Origin of the sequence: Nitratireductor sp. StC3, assembly GCF_003015025.1 — a bacterium.
GTDB classification, from domain to species: domain Bacteria; phylum Pseudomonadota; class Alphaproteobacteria; order Rhizobiales; family Rhizobiaceae; genus Mangrovimarina; species Mangrovimarina alexandrii.
This window is the reverse complement of the sequence record NZ_PYBP01000009.1, coordinates 157,589-171,994: the sequence shown is the minus strand read 5'-3', so window position 1 is coordinate 171,994 and position 14,406 is coordinate 157,589. Positions and strand designations below refer to the sequence as shown.

The following is a 14,406-nucleotide window of genomic DNA, read 5'->3' as shown; positions in this document are numbered from 1 at the left end:
GGAACGGTTCTAGAATTCGAACGTCTGGCGGCTGTCGCCGAAAAGATCCCGGAACGGATCGTGCGGATGCGCCGCATGGGGATCGCCGTTGAACGGAGAGTCCTGTTCCTGCGATGGGTTCACGCTATCCCGCAACGCCGTTTCAGTGCCGGAACGGTCGCCGCGCGGCTGTTGTTTGTCTTCCCCGACCATAGTCCCCTCGATCACGCTACGCGTTGCCAAAAAATCAGATCTGCCCCGGAAGTGCGCCTGTATACGCCAAAACCGGCGGTAGCGCTCTCACAAATCCTTACGGGGTGTTACCTAATTGTGGCGTGTTACTTAATCGTTGCCGTGCATGGCGGCGCGGATCAGCGTCTTGGCATCGTCGGTGTGCCATTCGGCGGGGCCGTTCATATGCGCCAGCAGACAGCCTTCCGCGTCGATCAGCAGCGTGACCGGCAGGCCGAGCGCGAGCGAACGGGTTTTCAGCTCGTTGAACAGGCCGAGCGTGTTGTCGCGGTAGAAGCGCAGCGACCCGATGCCGATCTCGTCCAGGAACTTAAGCGGTTTCTCGTCGCTGCCGGTATCGACATTGACCGCCACCACTTCGAAATCCGGGTCGCCCATCTCCTTTTGCAGGGCGTCTAGCGCCGGCATTTCGGCCCGGCACGGCGCGCACCACGTCGCCCACAGATTCATCAGCACCGTCTTGCCCGAAAGCGCGGCCAGCGTGATCGGCTTGCCGTCCGGGTCGTTGAAGGCAAGGTCGGCCAGCGATTGCGGCGGGTCGGCGGCCAGCATCGCCGCGACCGCGCCCTTGGCCGCCGCGCCCACGGCCGTCGCTTGCCCCGTCTTGGCCTCGCAGCTTGCCGCGGCGACGTCGGCGCCCGGGCGGTCCGTGTTGCCATCGGCGGCCGACCTCACGTATACGGCGATCGCGCCGGCCAGAACCCCGGCGACCGCGGCGGCCAGGATCAGGCGCGTGGCGGGCATGTTCAGCATCTTCCAGTCCATAGGGCCTAACTCCGGCGTCCGGTTAGCATCATGAGCGACAAAAAGACCAGCAACGAAATGTGGGGCGGACGTTTTGCCTCGGGGCCGGCGGCCATCATGGAGGCGATCAACGCATCCATCGACTTCGACCGCAAGCTCTACGCCCAGGACATTCGCGGCTCGCTCGCCCATAGCGTGATGCTCGCCGAAACAGGCATAATCTCGGCCGAAGATCAAAGCCGTATCGCTCACGGCCTGAACACGATCCTGGAAGAAATCGAGGCCGGCACCTTCACCTTTTCGGCCGCGCGCGAAGATATCCATATGAATATCGAAGCCCGTCTGGCCGAACTGATCGGGCCGTCGGCCGGGCGTCTACATACGGCGCGCTCGCGCAACGACCAGGTCGCCGTCGATTTCCGGCTTTGGGTGAAGGAGGAGCTTACCCGCACCGCCGAGGCGCTCAAGGGGCTGATCGGCGCCTTCCTGGCGCGGGCCGAGGACCATGCCGGCACCATCATGCCGGGCTTCACCCATTTGCAGTCGGCGCAGCCGGTCACCTTCGGCCATCATTGCATGGCCTATGTGGAGATGTTCGGTCGGGACCTGTCGCGGGTGCGCGACGCGCTCGAGCGCCTCGACGAAAGCCCGCTCGGCGCCGCCGCGCTGGCCGGCACCGGCTTCCCGATCGATCGCACCATGACCGCTGAGGCGCTCGGCTTCCGCGGCCCGACCCGCAACTCGATCGACAGCGTGTCGGATCGCGACTTCGCGCTCGAGTTCCTGTCGACGGCGGCGATCTGCGCCACCCATCTGTCGCGCCTGGCCGAGGAGATCGTCATCTGGTCGACGCCGCAATTCGGGTTCGTGCGCCTGTCGGATTCCTTTTCCACCGGCTCCTCGATCATGCCGCAGAAGAAGAACCCCGACGCCGCCGAACTCGTTCGCGCCAAGACCGGGCGCATCAATGGCGACCTGCTTGCCCTGCTGACGGTGATGAAGGGCCTGCCGCTCGCCTATTCCAAGGACATGCAGGAAGACAAGGAAGCCGTCTTCGACGCCGCCGAGGCGCTCGAACTCATGCTGGCGGCGATGACCGGCATGGTCGCCGACATGACGGTCGACAAGACCGCCATGCGCAAGGCGGCCGGCGCCGGCTATGCCACCGCGACCGACCTCGCCGACTGGCTGGTGCGGGTGGCCGGCCTACCGTTCCGCGAGGCGCACCATGTCACCGGCCGCGCCGTGGCGCTGGCCGAGGACAAGAAGACCGCGCTCGAAAAACTCACCCTGGAAGAATTGCAGGCGATCCATGCCGGCATTACCGAGGACGTCTATTCGGTGCTGTCGGTGCGCAATTCGGTACGCAGCCGCACCTCGTTCGGCGGCACCGCGCCCGCCGAGGTGCGCCGCCAGATTCGCTACTGGAAAAAACGGCTGGCGCGCGCCTGACGCGGCGCCGCAAAAGGGGTGCATCGCAAAACGATCTCCGCTAAACACAGTGCTTCGTCATGACGAGGATTGCCATGTGCCTCCGCCGAACCGCCCTGCTGCTTGCCTTGCTGGCCGTCGCCGGCTCCCTGGCCGCGTGCGGACGCCGCAGCCCGCCGATCACGCCCTACGAGGCCGCGCTGGAAAAACGCGCCGAGGCCGAGAAGAAGGGCGAGGAACTGCCGCCGGCGCCCGAGCCGCCCGCAGCCGACAAGCCGTTCATCCTCGACGGTCTGATCGACTGACATGCAAGCTGCCCGGCGCCTTGCGGCCGGACTGATGAACATCTTTCTTTGCTGGACGTGACGTGAACCATTTCGATTATCGCGACGGCGTCCTGTTCGCCGAAGACGTGCCGGTGCCGCAGATCGCGGCTGCCGTCGGAACGCCGTTCTACTGCTATTCGACCGCCACGTTGAGCCGGCATTATAACGTGTTTTCGAACGCCTTCGCCGACCTCGACGCGCTGGTGTGCTACGCGATGAAGGCGAATTCCAACCAGGCGGTGCTGAAAACGCTCGCCGGTCTCGGCGCCGGCGCCGACGTGGTCTCGGAAGGCGAATTGCGCCGCGCGCTGGCGGCCGGTTTCGATCCCGGCAAGATCCTGTTTTCGGGCGTCGGCAAAACCGCCGCGGAGATGGATTTCGCGCTCCAGGCCGGCATTTTTTGCTTCAACGTGGAATCCGAGCCCGAACTGGAGTTGTTGTCGGCACGCGCGGTCGCGGCCGGGCGGGTCGCGCCGGTCTCGCTGCGCATCAACCCGGACGTCGATGCCAGGACGCACCGTAAGATTTCCACCGGCAAGGCGGAAAACAAGTTCGGCATCGCCTGGCAGCATGCGCGCGACGCCTATCGTCGCGCCGCCGCCCTGCCGGGGCTCCGCGTCAGCGGCGTCGACATGCATATCGGCAGCCAGATCACCGAGTTGCAGCCCTTCGACGACGCTTTCGCCCTGCTGACCGAGCTGACCCAGGCGCTGCGGGCCGACGGCCACGCCATCGAACATGTCGATCTCGGCGGGGGGCTCGGCATTCCCTACCGTTTCGACGACGATCCGCCGCCCTTGCCGGACGCCTATGCGGCGATGGTGCGCAAGCGCATGGCCGGGCTCGGCGTCAAGGTGATCTTCGAACCGGGACGCATGATCGTCGGCAATGCCGGCATCCTGGTGGCGAGCGTCATCTTCCTGAAGGAGGGCGATGCCCGCAATTTCCTGATCGTCGACGCGGCCATGAACGATTTGATCCGCCCGACGCTCTACGACGCCTATCACGACATCCGCCCGGTCGCGCAGCCGGGCCGCGATACGCAGACCCTGACAGTCGATGTCGTCGGCCCTGTCTGCGAGACCGGCGATTATCTCGGCCTGGAACGATCCCTGCCGCGGATGGGGTCGGGCGACCTGATCGCCGTCGGGACGGCCGGTGCTTACGGCGCGGTGCAGTCGGGCACCTACAACACCCGCCTGCTCGTGCCCGAGGTGTTGGTCAGCGGCGATCGCTGTCACGTCGTGCGCCCGCGCCCGACCTATGACGCGCTGATCGGCCTGGATTCCGTTCCCGACTGGCTTTAGAGCCGGCAGGCGGGTTTCGCGCGCCACTCAGCGCGATCACGATTGCGGGAATTGCCTCGTCTTCGCCGTCATTTGCGATATCTTGTGACTCGTGACGCGGCGCCGATCGGCGGCCGCGAGCCGAACAGGACGACGCAATGGCCACAGACATGGCGGGCCGTACCGGCGCAAACCGCTCCCTGAAGATCGGCCGGACACGCTTTTCGGCCGGCGTGGCGATGCTCGCCGAGCGAGGCTGGCCGCTTGTCCTGCCGCTCGTTCTGGTTGTTGGGCTCTTCCTCGCCGCCTCGTGGTTCGGCCTGTTTCGTCTCCTGCCGGACTGGGCGCGCATTGCCGCCGTGATCGGCTTCGGTCTTGCCGCGCTCGCCGCGCTCTATCCTCTGCGGTCCTTCCGCTGGCCGACACCGGCCGAGATCGATCGGCGCATCGAGCGCGCCAACCGGCTGCGCCACCGTCCGGTCACGGCCCAGGCCGATCGGCCGGCCGGCGTGGCGGACGACTTTTCCGATGCGCTGTGGCGCGAGCACCAGCGCCGTCTCGCCGAAGGGCTGGGCGCGCTTTCGGGCGACCTGCCGCGCCCGCGAGTGCCCGAGCGCGATCCCTGGGCCCTGCGTGCCCTGGTTCCGCTGCTGCTCGTGGTCGGTTTTGCCTTTTCGGCCAGTCCCTATGGCGGGCGCCTTGGCGACGCGTTTCGTCCGCATGCCGCGGCCGGCGCGGTGCCGGCGCGCATCGACGCCTGGGTGACGCCGCCCTCTTATACCGGCAAGCCGCCGGTTTTCCTGACAGCCGAGGCCAATCGCGAGCAGGAGGGGTTCGAAGTGCCGGCTGGAAGCGAGGTGTCGTTGCGCGTCACCGGCGGGTCGGGCGAGGAACGGCTTGCCTTCCGCGCGGCCGCCTTGCCGGAAGGGAGCGACGCCGCCATTGCCGTTGCCGCCGCGGTCGATGGCGAAGCGGCCCGGCCGGGCGTCTCCCGGTTTGTCTACCGCCTGGCCGAGGCCGGGTCGCTCGCCTTGATGGCGGGCACGCGCGAGCTTGACAGCTGGGCCTTCACCGTGATCGCGGACCGGCCGCCGCGGATCGCCTTCGTCGAAGAGCCGAAACGTGCGGTCAACGGCACGCTCGAACTCGTCTACGAAATCGAGGACGACTACGGCGCGGCTTCGGCGCGTGCGATCATCACGCAGCGGATGCCGCCGCCCGAAGGCGCTCGGCCGCTCTACGAGGCGCCGGACCTGCCGCTTTCGCTGCCGCGCCGGGGCGCGGACGAAAACCGCGCCAAGACCGCCCGCGACTTGACCGAGCATCCCTGGGCGGGCGTCGCGGTTGGCATGCGGCTGGCCGCGGTCGACGATGCCGGCCAGGAGGCGACGAGCGAAGACAAGACGCTCGTTCTGCCCGAGCGTCCCTTCACCAATCCGCTGGCGCGCGCGGTGATCGAGCAGCGCCGGCTTTTGGCGCTCGACGCCAACCGCAAGTCGCGGGTTCTGGCGCTGATGGACGCCGTCACGTTGAGGCCCGAGGATACGTTCGACACCATGGCGCATTATCTGGGCCTGGTGAGCGCGCGCGAACGCCTGGCGCTGGCCGAGGACGACGAGGCGTTGCGCGGCGTGGTCGATTATCTGTGGGAGATCGCACTCGGCATCGAGGACGGCGACCTGACGGCTGCCGAAAAACGCCTGCGCGCCGCGCAGCAGGCCCTGCGCGACGCGTTGGAGAACGGGGCTTCGGACGAGGAGATCGAGCGGCTGATGGCCGAATTGCGCGAGGCCATGCAGGATTTTCTGCGCGAATTCGCAGAGCGAGCGGCGCGCGATCCCAACATGGCCATGCAGATGCCGCAAGACGGCGAGCAACTGCGCCGCAACGACATCGACCGGATGCTTGACCAGATCGAGGATCTCGCGCGTTCGGGTGCCCGCGACAAGGCGCAGGAACTCCTGTCGCAACTGCAAAACATGATGAACAATCTGCAGGCCGGCCGTCACCAGCGCCAGCAGGGCGACGGCCAGCAGAGCGAGATGCGCCAGCAGATGGACAGGCTCGGCGAGATCATGCGCCGGCAGCAGGAGATGATGAACGAGACCCACCGGCTCGATCAGATGCAGCGCGGCCAGCGCGGTCAGCAACCCGGGCAGCAGCGCGGCGACAATGGCGAGCAGGGTCAGCAGGGTCAGGGCGGCATGAGCGCGGAGGAATTCGCCGAGGCGCTGCGCCAGTTGCAGGAAGGCCAGGGTCAACTGCGCGGCGAGCTTGGGGAATTGACCGATCGCCTCGAAGGCATGGGCATTCAGCCCGGCCAGGGTTTCGGCGAAGCCGGCGAGGCGATGGGCGAGGCCGGCGAGGCCCTCGGCGAGGGCCAGGGCGATCGTGCCGTTGGCGAGCAGGGCCGCGCGCTCGAGGCGCTGCGCCGCGGCGCGCAGGACATGATGCAGCAAATGCGCCAGGCCATGCAGGGCGAGCAGGGCGGTTCGGAGGAAGGCGGCCGCCAGCAGAACGCCGACCGCGATCCGCTGGGCCGACCGCGCGCCACGACCGGCCCCGATTTTGGCGATACGGTCGAGGTGCCCGACGAGATCGACGTACAGCGCGCCCGGCGCATTCTCGAGGCGATCCGCCGCCGGCTCGGCGATGCGCTGAGCCCCGAGCTGGAGAAGGACTATCTCGAACGCCTGTTGCAGCTCGAATAGTGCGGCCACGGCACCCTGCGCGGCCACGCAGGCCCGGTCGAGGCCGGCGGGGCTGGCAACGCTATGCCCCAATACCCATTTCACGTGCGGCAGGATGTGGAGCAGACCATGACCGGAAAGATCTACCGAAAGACTCCCGAGGCGCTTGAGCGGCTGAGCGCGGAGCAGTTTCGCGTCACCCAGCAAAACGGCACCGAACGGCCGTTTTCGGGCGCCTATGTCGACAATAAGGATGCGGGCCTCTATGTCGATATCGTCAGCGGCGAGCCGCTTTTCGCGTCGACCGACAAGTTCGAGTCGGGCTGCGGCTGGCCGAGCTTCACCCGTCCGCTCGCCGCCGCCGAGATCGTCGAGCATCTGGACGAGAGCCACGGCATGCGACGCGTCGAGGTGCGCTCGGGCCATGCCGACAGCCATCTCGGCCATGTCTTCGAGGACGGGCCGCGCGAGGCCACCGGCCTGCGCTATTGCATCAATTCCGCCGCCTTGCGTTTCGTTCCCGTCGCGGAAATGGAGGCCGAGGGGTATGGCGAGTTCCTGCACCTGTTCGCCGAGAAGGAGAACGCCGATGAGCGCTGATGTCGAACGCGCCGTGCTTGCCGGGGGCTGTTTTTGGGGCATGCAGGACCTGCTGCGCCGGCACCCGGGTGTGGTCGCGACCCGTGTCGGCTATACGGGCGGCGACACCGATCGGCCGGTCTACGAGACCGTGAAGACGGGAAAGACCGGTCATGCCGAGGCGATCGAGATCGAATTCGATCCCGGCAAGACCGATTATCGGGCGATTCTGGAGCTGTTTTTCCAGATCCACGATCCCACGACCCTGGACCGTCAGGGCAACGATGTCGGCAGCCAGTACCGCTCGGCGATCTTTTACACCACCGACGAACAGCGCCGTATCGCCGAGGACACGATCGCCGATGTCGAGGCGTCGGGCCTGTGGCCGGGCAGGGTGGCAACCGAAATCGTGCCGGCCGGCGCGTTCTGGCAGGCAGAGCCCGTCCACCAGGACTATCTGGAAAAATACCCGAACGGCTATACCTGCCACTTCCCGCGCCCGAACTGGACGCTGCCGGCCCGCGACAAACAAACGGCCTGACCGCCGGCGTCGCGGACCGCGACCGCACGCATGGGCGCGGCTGCCTGTCGCGCGTCGGCGGTTGCATCGTGCCATCCCGAACCGTTCTGTAGTAGGCTTCGCCATTCCGCCGCGGGCGCGAAGCCCCGGCCGCCGCAGACCGGCCGTACGGGAATGTTGAGAGGGAGCCGCGATGTCGCCGGAACTGGTTGTCGGGCTGTTGTCGCTGGTGGCCGTCTACGCCGTTCTGTCGCATGCGCTCGAGGTCCGGCTGGTCACCCTGCCGATGGTGTTCACCGCCACCGGACTCGCGATCGGGCTGGCGGGCGCGGATATCGTGCCGATACATGGCGCGCGCGAAGTCGTGCATCTGGTCGCCGAGGTGACGCTGGTGCTGGTGCTGTTTTCCGATGCCTCGCGCATCAGCCTGCGCGCGCTGTCGGGCGGCTTCGTCATACCGCTGCGCATGCTTTTGATCGGCATGCCGCTAACCGTGCTGTTCGGCACGCTGATCGCCAAATGGGTCTCGCCGGACCAGTCCTGGGCGCTTGCCATGCTGGTCGCCGCCATTCTCACCCCCACCGATGCCGCGCTCAGCCAGCCGGTCGTCACCAGCGATGCGGTGCCGGGTCCGATCAGTCGCGGCATCAATGTCGAAAGCGGGCTCAATGATGGCCTGGCCCTGCCGATCGTTCTGGTCGCGGCCACGCTCGCCGCCGGCGCGGGCACCATCGACGCGGCCCAGCAGCCCGGCGGCCTGGCCGCCTTCGCGCTGAAGCAGATCGTGCTCGGCCCGCTGGTCGGCGTGGCGATCGGTTTCGGCGCGGCGCGCCTGCTCGATGTCGCCATCCGGGCCGGCACGTTGACGGAGGTCTATCAGGGTATCTTTTTTCTCAGCATCGCCTTCATCGCCTATTTCGGGGCCGAACTGGTCGGCGGCAACGGTTTCATCGCCGCCTTCACCGGCGGGCTCGCCTTCGGCAACAGTCTGCGTGCCTCCGCGCGCTTCATCGAGGAGTTCATGGAAGGCGAAGGGCAACTGCTGACCATGCTGACCTTCCTGATCTTCGGCGCGGTGCTGGCGCCGCTCGGCTTCCAGCATGCCAGCCTCAAGACACTGGCGCTCGCGGTTCTGTTCCTGACCGTCGTGCGCATGCTGCCGATCTGGCTGTCCTTGGCCGGTTCGGGGCTCGGCAGCTACGAAAAGCTGTTTCTGGGCTGGTTCGGGCCGCGTGGACTGGCTTCGATCCTGTTCGTGCTTTTCGTGCTGGAGCGCTTCGAGGTGCCGGGGCGCGACGAATTGATCGCCTGCGTGGTTTTGACCGTGCTGATCAGCATCGTCGCTCACGGGCTGACCGCCAGCCCGCTGGCCGCCCGCTTCGCCGGCCGTGCCCCGGCCGGCAGGGGCGGCGGCCAACCGGTCGCGGAGACGCCCGACGATCCTTGAGCGCCATGTGTTCGGTCCTTCTACCCGGGCCAGACCCGGCGGCGCCGGGCTGTCAGCCGGCGACGAGCGCGATGTGGCGCTGGGCTTGGCGCAGCGCCGAGATCAGGCGGTTTTGACCGCGCACGAGCTGGGTCCTGGCGAAGCCGAGCGTGGTGTCGTCGAACCGGTCGAGTTCGGCGGCCGCCGCGATCGACGGCAGTGGCGGAATGGTCAGCGCCGGATCGTGGCGAAACCGGTTGACGCGGGTGAAGTTGATCGGCACCAGGATGCGCGCCAGATCCTGGATCACCCGGTTGGCCCTGCCGGCGTCGATCGATTTCGAGGCGACGCGATTGTAGAAATTCTCGAGCGCGGCGGCGAGGTCCGCGATCGCCTTTTTCGACGGCGTCAGGTCGAAACGATCTCCGGCCTTGACCTGGTACTGCGCCACCGTCTCGGCGAATTCTTGGTCGTGGCGCGCCAGTCGAACGGCAGGATGTCGGCATTGGCGTTGCGCAGCACGGCGAGAAGATAGACCTTGATGTCGCGCAAGAGAATGTCCTTGTCGGCGATCTCCAAGGTGTCGTTTTCGGTATGCCAGGCGATGTTGCCGCCGCAGCCGCCGACCGTGTAGTCCCCCTTTTCCTCGCGCAGCACGTCCGGCATGGTCGACGACAGCATCAGATAGCTGGAAATGCCGATAGTGTTGAAGGAATAGTCGCCCGCCCGGTGCGGTCGCTCGCCCTCGATCGCCTTGCCGGCGACTTCATCGAACTCGGCTATCCGGTGCGGCTCCTGCGCTACTGCGTCGTGCCCGATTCCGGCGGACCCGGCCGCTACCGAGGCGGCTGTGGAATCGTGCGTGAATACGAGATCCTCGCCGAGGAGGCCGTGCTCGCCGTGCGCATCGACAGCGTCAAGAACCCGCCCTGGGGCATCGATGGCGGGATGGGCGATGGCGTCGGACGCCCCACGGTCAATCCCGGCACCGGGCGCGAGCGGGTTCTTGCGCCGTTGTCGGACGGCAACCGTCTGGTGCGCGGCGACATTTTACGCATGGAGACCGTCGGCGGCAGCCTGCCCGGCTATGTCTTCACCAAGATCCTCGGCCAGCCCTCCTTCGTCATCCCCTACGCCAATGCCGATGAAGCCAACCACGCGCCGAACGAGAATTTGAAGGTCGCGTGTTTCATCGACGGCATCAAGGCGGGCGCCGCGCTGCTGGCCGAGCTGGGCATGCTAAAGCGCTGACGGCTTTGCCGTGTCGCGGAGGCCCGAGTCGCGCGACGCGGCCGGGGCCTTGCCAAGCGGCCGGCCTATCGCCGATGATCGGCATGAGCCGGCGCGGTGGGCGGACAATCTCCCGTCCGCGCCGGCCTGTTTTCGTCACGGCAGCGCGCTGCCCGCCCCTCTGTTCGGTCCCGATACGGTGATGCCACGATGACGCCGCCTCTTGCCGATCCGCGCGGGTTTCTCGCCGGCCTGTTTGCAACCGCCGTCGAGGCCGCCGATCCGCTGGCGGCGCTGCGCAACCACCTTCCGCAACGCCCCGTCGGCCGCACCGTCGTGGTCGGCGCCGGCAAGGCGGCGAGCCAGATGGCGGCCGCCTTCGAGCGCCTGTGGGACGGACCGCTCTCCGGTGTCGTGGTCGCGCGCGCCGGCCCGGTTGAGGCCTGCGCGCGGATCGAGGTGCTGCAGGCGTCCCACCCCGTGCCCGACGAGAACGGGCTTGCCGCCTCGGCGCGGCTGCTCGACGCGGTCGGCGGGCTGACCGGCGACGATCTGGTCGTGGCGCTTATCTCGGGCGGCGGGTCGGCTCTGCTCGCCGCACCGGCCGACGGCCTGACGCTTGCCGACGAGATCGCGGTCAACCGCGCGCTGCTTTCCTCGGGCGCGCCGATTTCGGCCATGAACGTGGTGCGCAAGCATATGTCCCGCATCAAGGGCGGGCGCCTCGCCGCCGCGGCGGCGCCGGCCAGGGTGGTGAGCCTGATCGTCTCCGACGTGCCGGGCGACGATCCCGCGCTCGTGGCCTCCGGGCCGACCGTTCCCGATTCCGCCACCGCCGAGGAAGCGCTTGCAATCGTGCGCGACTATCGCATCGAGCTGCCCGAGCGCGTTCTCGCCCATATCCGCTCCGCCGGGGCGAGAGCGCCGTCGCCCACAGATCCCGCCTTCCGCGACAATGTGGTTGAGGTGATTGCCTCGGCGCGGCTTTCGCTCGACAGCGCGGCTGACGCGGCGCGCGCGGCCGGTGTGGAGGCCGCGATCCTGTCCGACCGGATCGAGGGCGAGGCGCGCGAGATCGGCCGTATGCACGCCGCGCTGGCGCGCGAGCACGCCGAGCGGGCGCGGACACCGACCCGACCGGTTCTGCTGCTGTCCGGCGGCGAAACCACCGTCACCATCGGCGATGCTGCGTTCGGTAAGGGCGGCCGCAATACGGAATTCCTGCTTGCCTTCGCGCTCGAGATTGACGGGGTTGGCGGCATTCACGCGCTTGCCGCCGATACCGATGGCATCGACGGCTCGCAAGATAATGCCGGTGCGTTTTGCGACGGCGCGACGGCGGCCCGCATCCGCGCGGCGGGCGGCGATCCGCGTCGTTTGCTGCTCGCGCACGATGCCTGGTCGGCCTTCGATCTTGCCGGGGATCTGTTCGTTCCGGGCCCGACCGGCACCAATGTCAACGACTTTCGCGCCATTCTCGTCAGGTGAGAGCGGCCGTTTCGCCCATCAGCCGTTGGCCGCTGCCGGCAGCTCGAGTACAGCCCGCAGGCCGGGTAGGCCGTTTTCCAGGCTGAGCGTGCCCCCGGCCGCCGTCGCGATCTCGGCGGCGATCGACAGCCCGAGCCCGGCGCCATGTCGGTCTTCGTCGAGGCGCCGACCGCGCCCGGCGATCGAGGCGAGTGCGTCGTCCGGTATCCCCGGTCCGTCGTCGCGGATCTCGATGCGCACGCGCCCGTTGCTTTGCCGCGCCGTCATCGCGACCCGGGAGGCGGCGTGGCGCGCGGCGTTTTCGGCGAGCGCGCCGAGCGCTTCCGACAGGTCGGCCGGGTCGAGCGCCACGGCGAGCTCCGCCGGCGCGTCGATCGCCCAGTCGAGCCGCTCGCCGTTGGGCGTACGGCGCAGGACCGAGGCGATCCGCGCGACCATTTCGGCGACCGGTGCCGCTGCCTGCGCCGCGCGCGCGGCGGCCCGGGCGCGGATCAGTTCGCGATTGACATGGGTCTGCATGGCGCTGGCGACCTCTTCGATGGCGCTGGCGGCCTGATCCTCGCCGCGCGCGCGCAGCCGTCCGGCTTCGCCGAGCAGGGCCTGCAGCGGTGTCTTCAGCCCATGCGCCAGATCGCCGGCGCGGGCCCGGGCGCGTTCGACATCGGCCTGGCGTGCCTCCAGCAGGGCATCGATCTCCCCGGCGAGCGGACGCATCTCGCGCGGCCAGTCGCCGCCCATGCGCCTCACCCCGCCGTCGCGCAGGGCCGCCACCCGCGCGCCGATCCGCCCGAGCGGACGCAGCCCGAAAACGAGTTGCGCGCCCTGAGCGGCGATCAGGATCAGGGCGAGCAGCAGCAGATAGGGCGACAGATCGGCGGCGAAGGCGCGCCGCGCGGCTGAAAGTTCGGCGGCGTCCATCGCCACCGTCGCTCGCGCTGCGCCGCCGCCGAGCGAGGCCGGAAGCTCGACGATGCGTTCGAGCGCCAGCAGCGTCGTGTCGTCGGGGCCGGCGATCTCGTGGCTGTGCACCTGGCCGTCGGCCAGCTCGTCGGCCGGCAAGTCGAGCGCCGCGTCCCACAGCGAGCGCGAGCGCAGCGTCTGGTCGGTCGTCTCGATCTGCCAGTAGAGCCCGCCATAGGGCCGGCGAAACCGAGGGTCGGCGGGCGGCGTGATAAGCCGCAATGCTTGTCCCTGCCGCGCCAGGCCCGCCAGCACCTGGTCGAGTTGGACCGCCATTTCGGCTTCGGCGCGGCGTTGCACATGGGTGCCGAACAAGGCTGTCAGGCCGAGACCGGCCAGGCTGAGCGCCACGATAACCGCTGCCGCGCCGGCGAGCGCGAGCCGCAGCCGCAGCGACATGCCGCTCATGCCGTTCCACCTTCCAGGAAATACCCGAAACCGCGGCGCGTGCCGATCACGCCGGTACCGAGCTTACGCCGCAGACGGGTCATGACGGCTTCGAGCGCGTTGGCTTCCCGCGCGTCGTCATCGCCGTAAAGATGCTCGAGCAGTTCGCTCGGCGGCACCACGCGGTCTCCGTGCAGGGCGAGATAGGCAATCAGACGGTATTCCAGCGCGGTCAGCGAGACCGGCACGCCGTTCACCGACACCGTCATGCGGTTGGTGTCGATGGCGAGCGGGCCGGCCTGCTGGAGCGCGCTACCGCGCCCGGCGGCGCGGCGCACCAGCGCCCGGGCCCGCGCCACCAGCTCCTCCATCCGGAACGGCTTGGGCAGATAGTCGTCGGCACCGGCCTCGATGCCCTCGACGCGTTCCTGCCAGGACCCGCGCGCCGTCAGCACCAGCACCGGCATCTCGCGCCCGGCGGCGCGCCACTTCTTCAGCACGGCAAGCCCGTCCATGCTGGGCAGGCCGAGATCGAGCACGACGAGGTCGTATTCCTCGGTGTCGCCGAGAAACCAGGCGTCCTCGCCGTCGGCCGTCGTTTCGACCCGGAAACCGGCGTCGGTAAGTGTGGTCTTGATATCGCGCGCGATCCGCGCGTCGTCCTCGACCGCCAGGATCCGCATCAATCGTCCTCGTAATCGCTTTCGATGAGGTCGCCCGTGGCCGCGTCGATCTCGGCCTCCAGCAACCGTCCCGCCGGCGTCACGATCTCGATCTCGTAGACGAAACGTCCGTCGTCGCGACCGAGATCGACCTCGATCACCCGCCCGCCCCATGTTTTCTCGACTATCGCGAGGATCCTCGACAGGGGCAGAATGTCGCCGCGCTCGAGCGCGGCGCGGGCCCGGTCGTGGTCGTCGCCGTCGGCGATCGCCGGCGCCGACAGCATCAACAGGATGGCTAAGCAGATGGAGCGCATCATGCGCCATCTTTTACCGTCGGCAAGCTGACGGCAAGCTGACAAAACGCGTCAGGTAGGCGTCAGGCGCTATGGGGCAGAACGTGCCTTGTCAGCGCGGCAATCCCGCCGCGTCCAACAAGGAGAAAC

Annotated in this window: 15 protein-coding genes and 1 pseudogene; 9 read left to right on the top strand and 7 right to left on the bottom strand. The window is 68.2% G+C overall.

Going from position 1 to position 14,406, the window contains the following annotated elements:
- Positions 1-9: 9 nt before the first annotated feature.
- Both C7T96_RS18085 and C7T96_RS18080 read right to left on the bottom strand, forming a co-directional pair.
- Positions 10-192 carry a hypothetical protein gene (locus C7T96_RS18085; RefSeq protein ID WP_106572645.1) on the bottom strand — a complete coding sequence of 61 codons (183 nt, stop codon included), beginning with the start codon at positions 190-192 and terminating at the stop codon, positions 10-12.
- Positions 193-321: 129 nt separating this feature from the next.
- Positions 322-996: a TlpA disulfide reductase family protein gene (locus tag C7T96_RS18080; protein WP_106572644.1), complete on the bottom strand. Its 675-nt coding sequence runs from the start codon at positions 994-996 to the stop codon at positions 322-324.
- A 30-nt stretch (positions 997-1,026) separates the two neighbouring features.
- Here C7T96_RS18080 and argH point away from each other — a divergent pair, with 30 nt between their 5' ends.
- The 7 genes from argH (at position 1,027) to C7T96_RS18045 (ending at position 9,254) form a co-directional block, all read left to right on the top strand.
- The gene (argH, locus tag C7T96_RS18075) at positions 1,027-2,427 is read left to right on the top strand and encodes an argininosuccinate lyase (protein ID WP_106572643.1); all 1,401 of its coding nucleotides are present in this window, start codon (positions 1,027-1,029) and stop codon (positions 2,425-2,427) included.
- A gap of 74 nt (positions 2,428-2,501) precedes the next feature.
- Positions 2,502-2,711, top strand: coding sequence for a hypothetical protein (locus tag C7T96_RS18070; RefSeq protein WP_106572642.1), 210 nt, complete (start codon positions 2,502-2,504; stop codon positions 2,709-2,711).
- Between the two features lie 62 nt (positions 2,712-2,773).
- On the top strand, positions 2,774-4,039 hold the full coding sequence (gene lysA, locus C7T96_RS18065; RefSeq protein ID WP_106572641.1) for a diaminopimelate decarboxylase: 1,266 nt from the start codon (positions 2,774-2,776) through the stop codon (positions 4,037-4,039).
- Positions 4,040-4,176: 137 nt separating this feature from the next.
- Positions 4,177-6,729, top strand: a complete 2,553-nt coding sequence (locus tag C7T96_RS18060) for a TIGR02302 family protein (protein ID WP_245414167.1) — start codon at positions 4,177-4,179, stop codon at positions 6,727-6,729.
- A gap of 108 nt (positions 6,730-6,837) precedes the next feature.
- The gene (gene msrB, locus C7T96_RS18055) at positions 6,838-7,308 is read left to right on the top strand and encodes a peptide-methionine (R)-S-oxide reductase MsrB (protein WP_106572640.1); all 471 of its coding nucleotides are present in this window, start codon (positions 6,838-6,840) and stop codon (positions 7,306-7,308) included.
- Positions 7,298-7,828 (top strand): peptide-methionine (S)-S-oxide reductase MsrA, encoded by a 531-nt coding sequence (gene msrA, locus C7T96_RS18050; protein ID WP_106572639.1) that lies wholly within the window; start codon positions 7,298-7,300, stop codon positions 7,826-7,828. The genes msrB and msrA overlap by 11 nt, the downstream gene beginning before the upstream one ends.
- A 172-nt stretch (positions 7,829-8,000) precedes the next feature.
- Positions 8,001-9,254: a cation:proton antiporter gene (locus tag C7T96_RS18045; protein ID WP_106572638.1), complete on the top strand. Its 1,254-nt coding sequence runs from the start codon at positions 8,001-8,003 to the stop codon at positions 9,252-9,254.
- Positions 9,255-9,306: 52 nt separating this feature from the next.
- Here the strand turns inward: C7T96_RS18045 and C7T96_RS18040 are convergent, their stop codons facing one another.
- Both C7T96_RS18040 and C7T96_RS24225 read right to left on the bottom strand, forming a co-directional pair.
- Positions 9,307-9,684, bottom strand: coding sequence for a hypothetical protein (locus C7T96_RS18040; protein ID WP_106572637.1), 378 nt, complete (start codon positions 9,682-9,684; stop codon positions 9,307-9,309).
- Positions 9,642-9,914: a hypothetical protein gene (locus tag C7T96_RS24225; protein ID WP_199190512.1), complete on the bottom strand. Its 273-nt coding sequence runs from the start codon at positions 9,912-9,914 to the stop codon at positions 9,642-9,644. Before C7T96_RS24225 ends, C7T96_RS18040 begins: the two co-directional genes overlap by 43 nt.
- Before the next feature lie 81 nt (positions 9,915-9,995).
- On the opposite strand from C7T96_RS24225, the pseudogene C7T96_RS18030 reads away from it, so the two are divergent.
- Positions 9,996-10,484: pseudogene (locus C7T96_RS18030) on the top strand (hydantoinase B/oxoprolinase family protein); the annotation flags it as partial.
- Between the two features lie 189 nt (positions 10,485-10,673).
- The gene (locus tag C7T96_RS18025; protein WP_106572634.1) at positions 10,674-11,951 is read left to right on the top strand and encodes a glycerate kinase; all 1,278 of its coding nucleotides are present in this window, start codon (positions 10,674-10,676) and stop codon (positions 11,949-11,951) included.
- 18 nt (positions 11,952-11,969) lie between these two features.
- On the opposite strand, the gene C7T96_RS18020 is transcribed toward C7T96_RS18025, so the two are convergent.
- From C7T96_RS18020 to C7T96_RS18010, 3 genes are read right to left on the bottom strand one after another with little or no spacing between them, the layout of a single operon-like run.
- The gene (locus tag C7T96_RS18020; RefSeq protein ID WP_106572633.1) at positions 11,970-13,319 is read right to left on the bottom strand and encodes a HAMP domain-containing sensor histidine kinase; all 1,350 of its coding nucleotides are present in this window, start codon (positions 13,317-13,319) and stop codon (positions 11,970-11,972) included.
- Positions 13,316-13,981, bottom strand: a complete 666-nt coding sequence (locus C7T96_RS18015) for a response regulator transcription factor (RefSeq protein ID WP_106572632.1) — start codon at positions 13,979-13,981, stop codon at positions 13,316-13,318. The genes C7T96_RS18020 and C7T96_RS18015 overlap by 4 nt, the downstream gene beginning before the upstream one ends.
- Entirely contained in the window at positions 13,981-14,280 is a 300-nt protein-coding gene (locus C7T96_RS18010; protein WP_199190508.1) for a PepSY domain-containing protein, read from the bottom strand. Before C7T96_RS18010 ends, C7T96_RS18015 begins: the two co-directional genes overlap by 1 nt.
- Positions 14,281-14,406 lie beyond the last annotated feature (126 nt).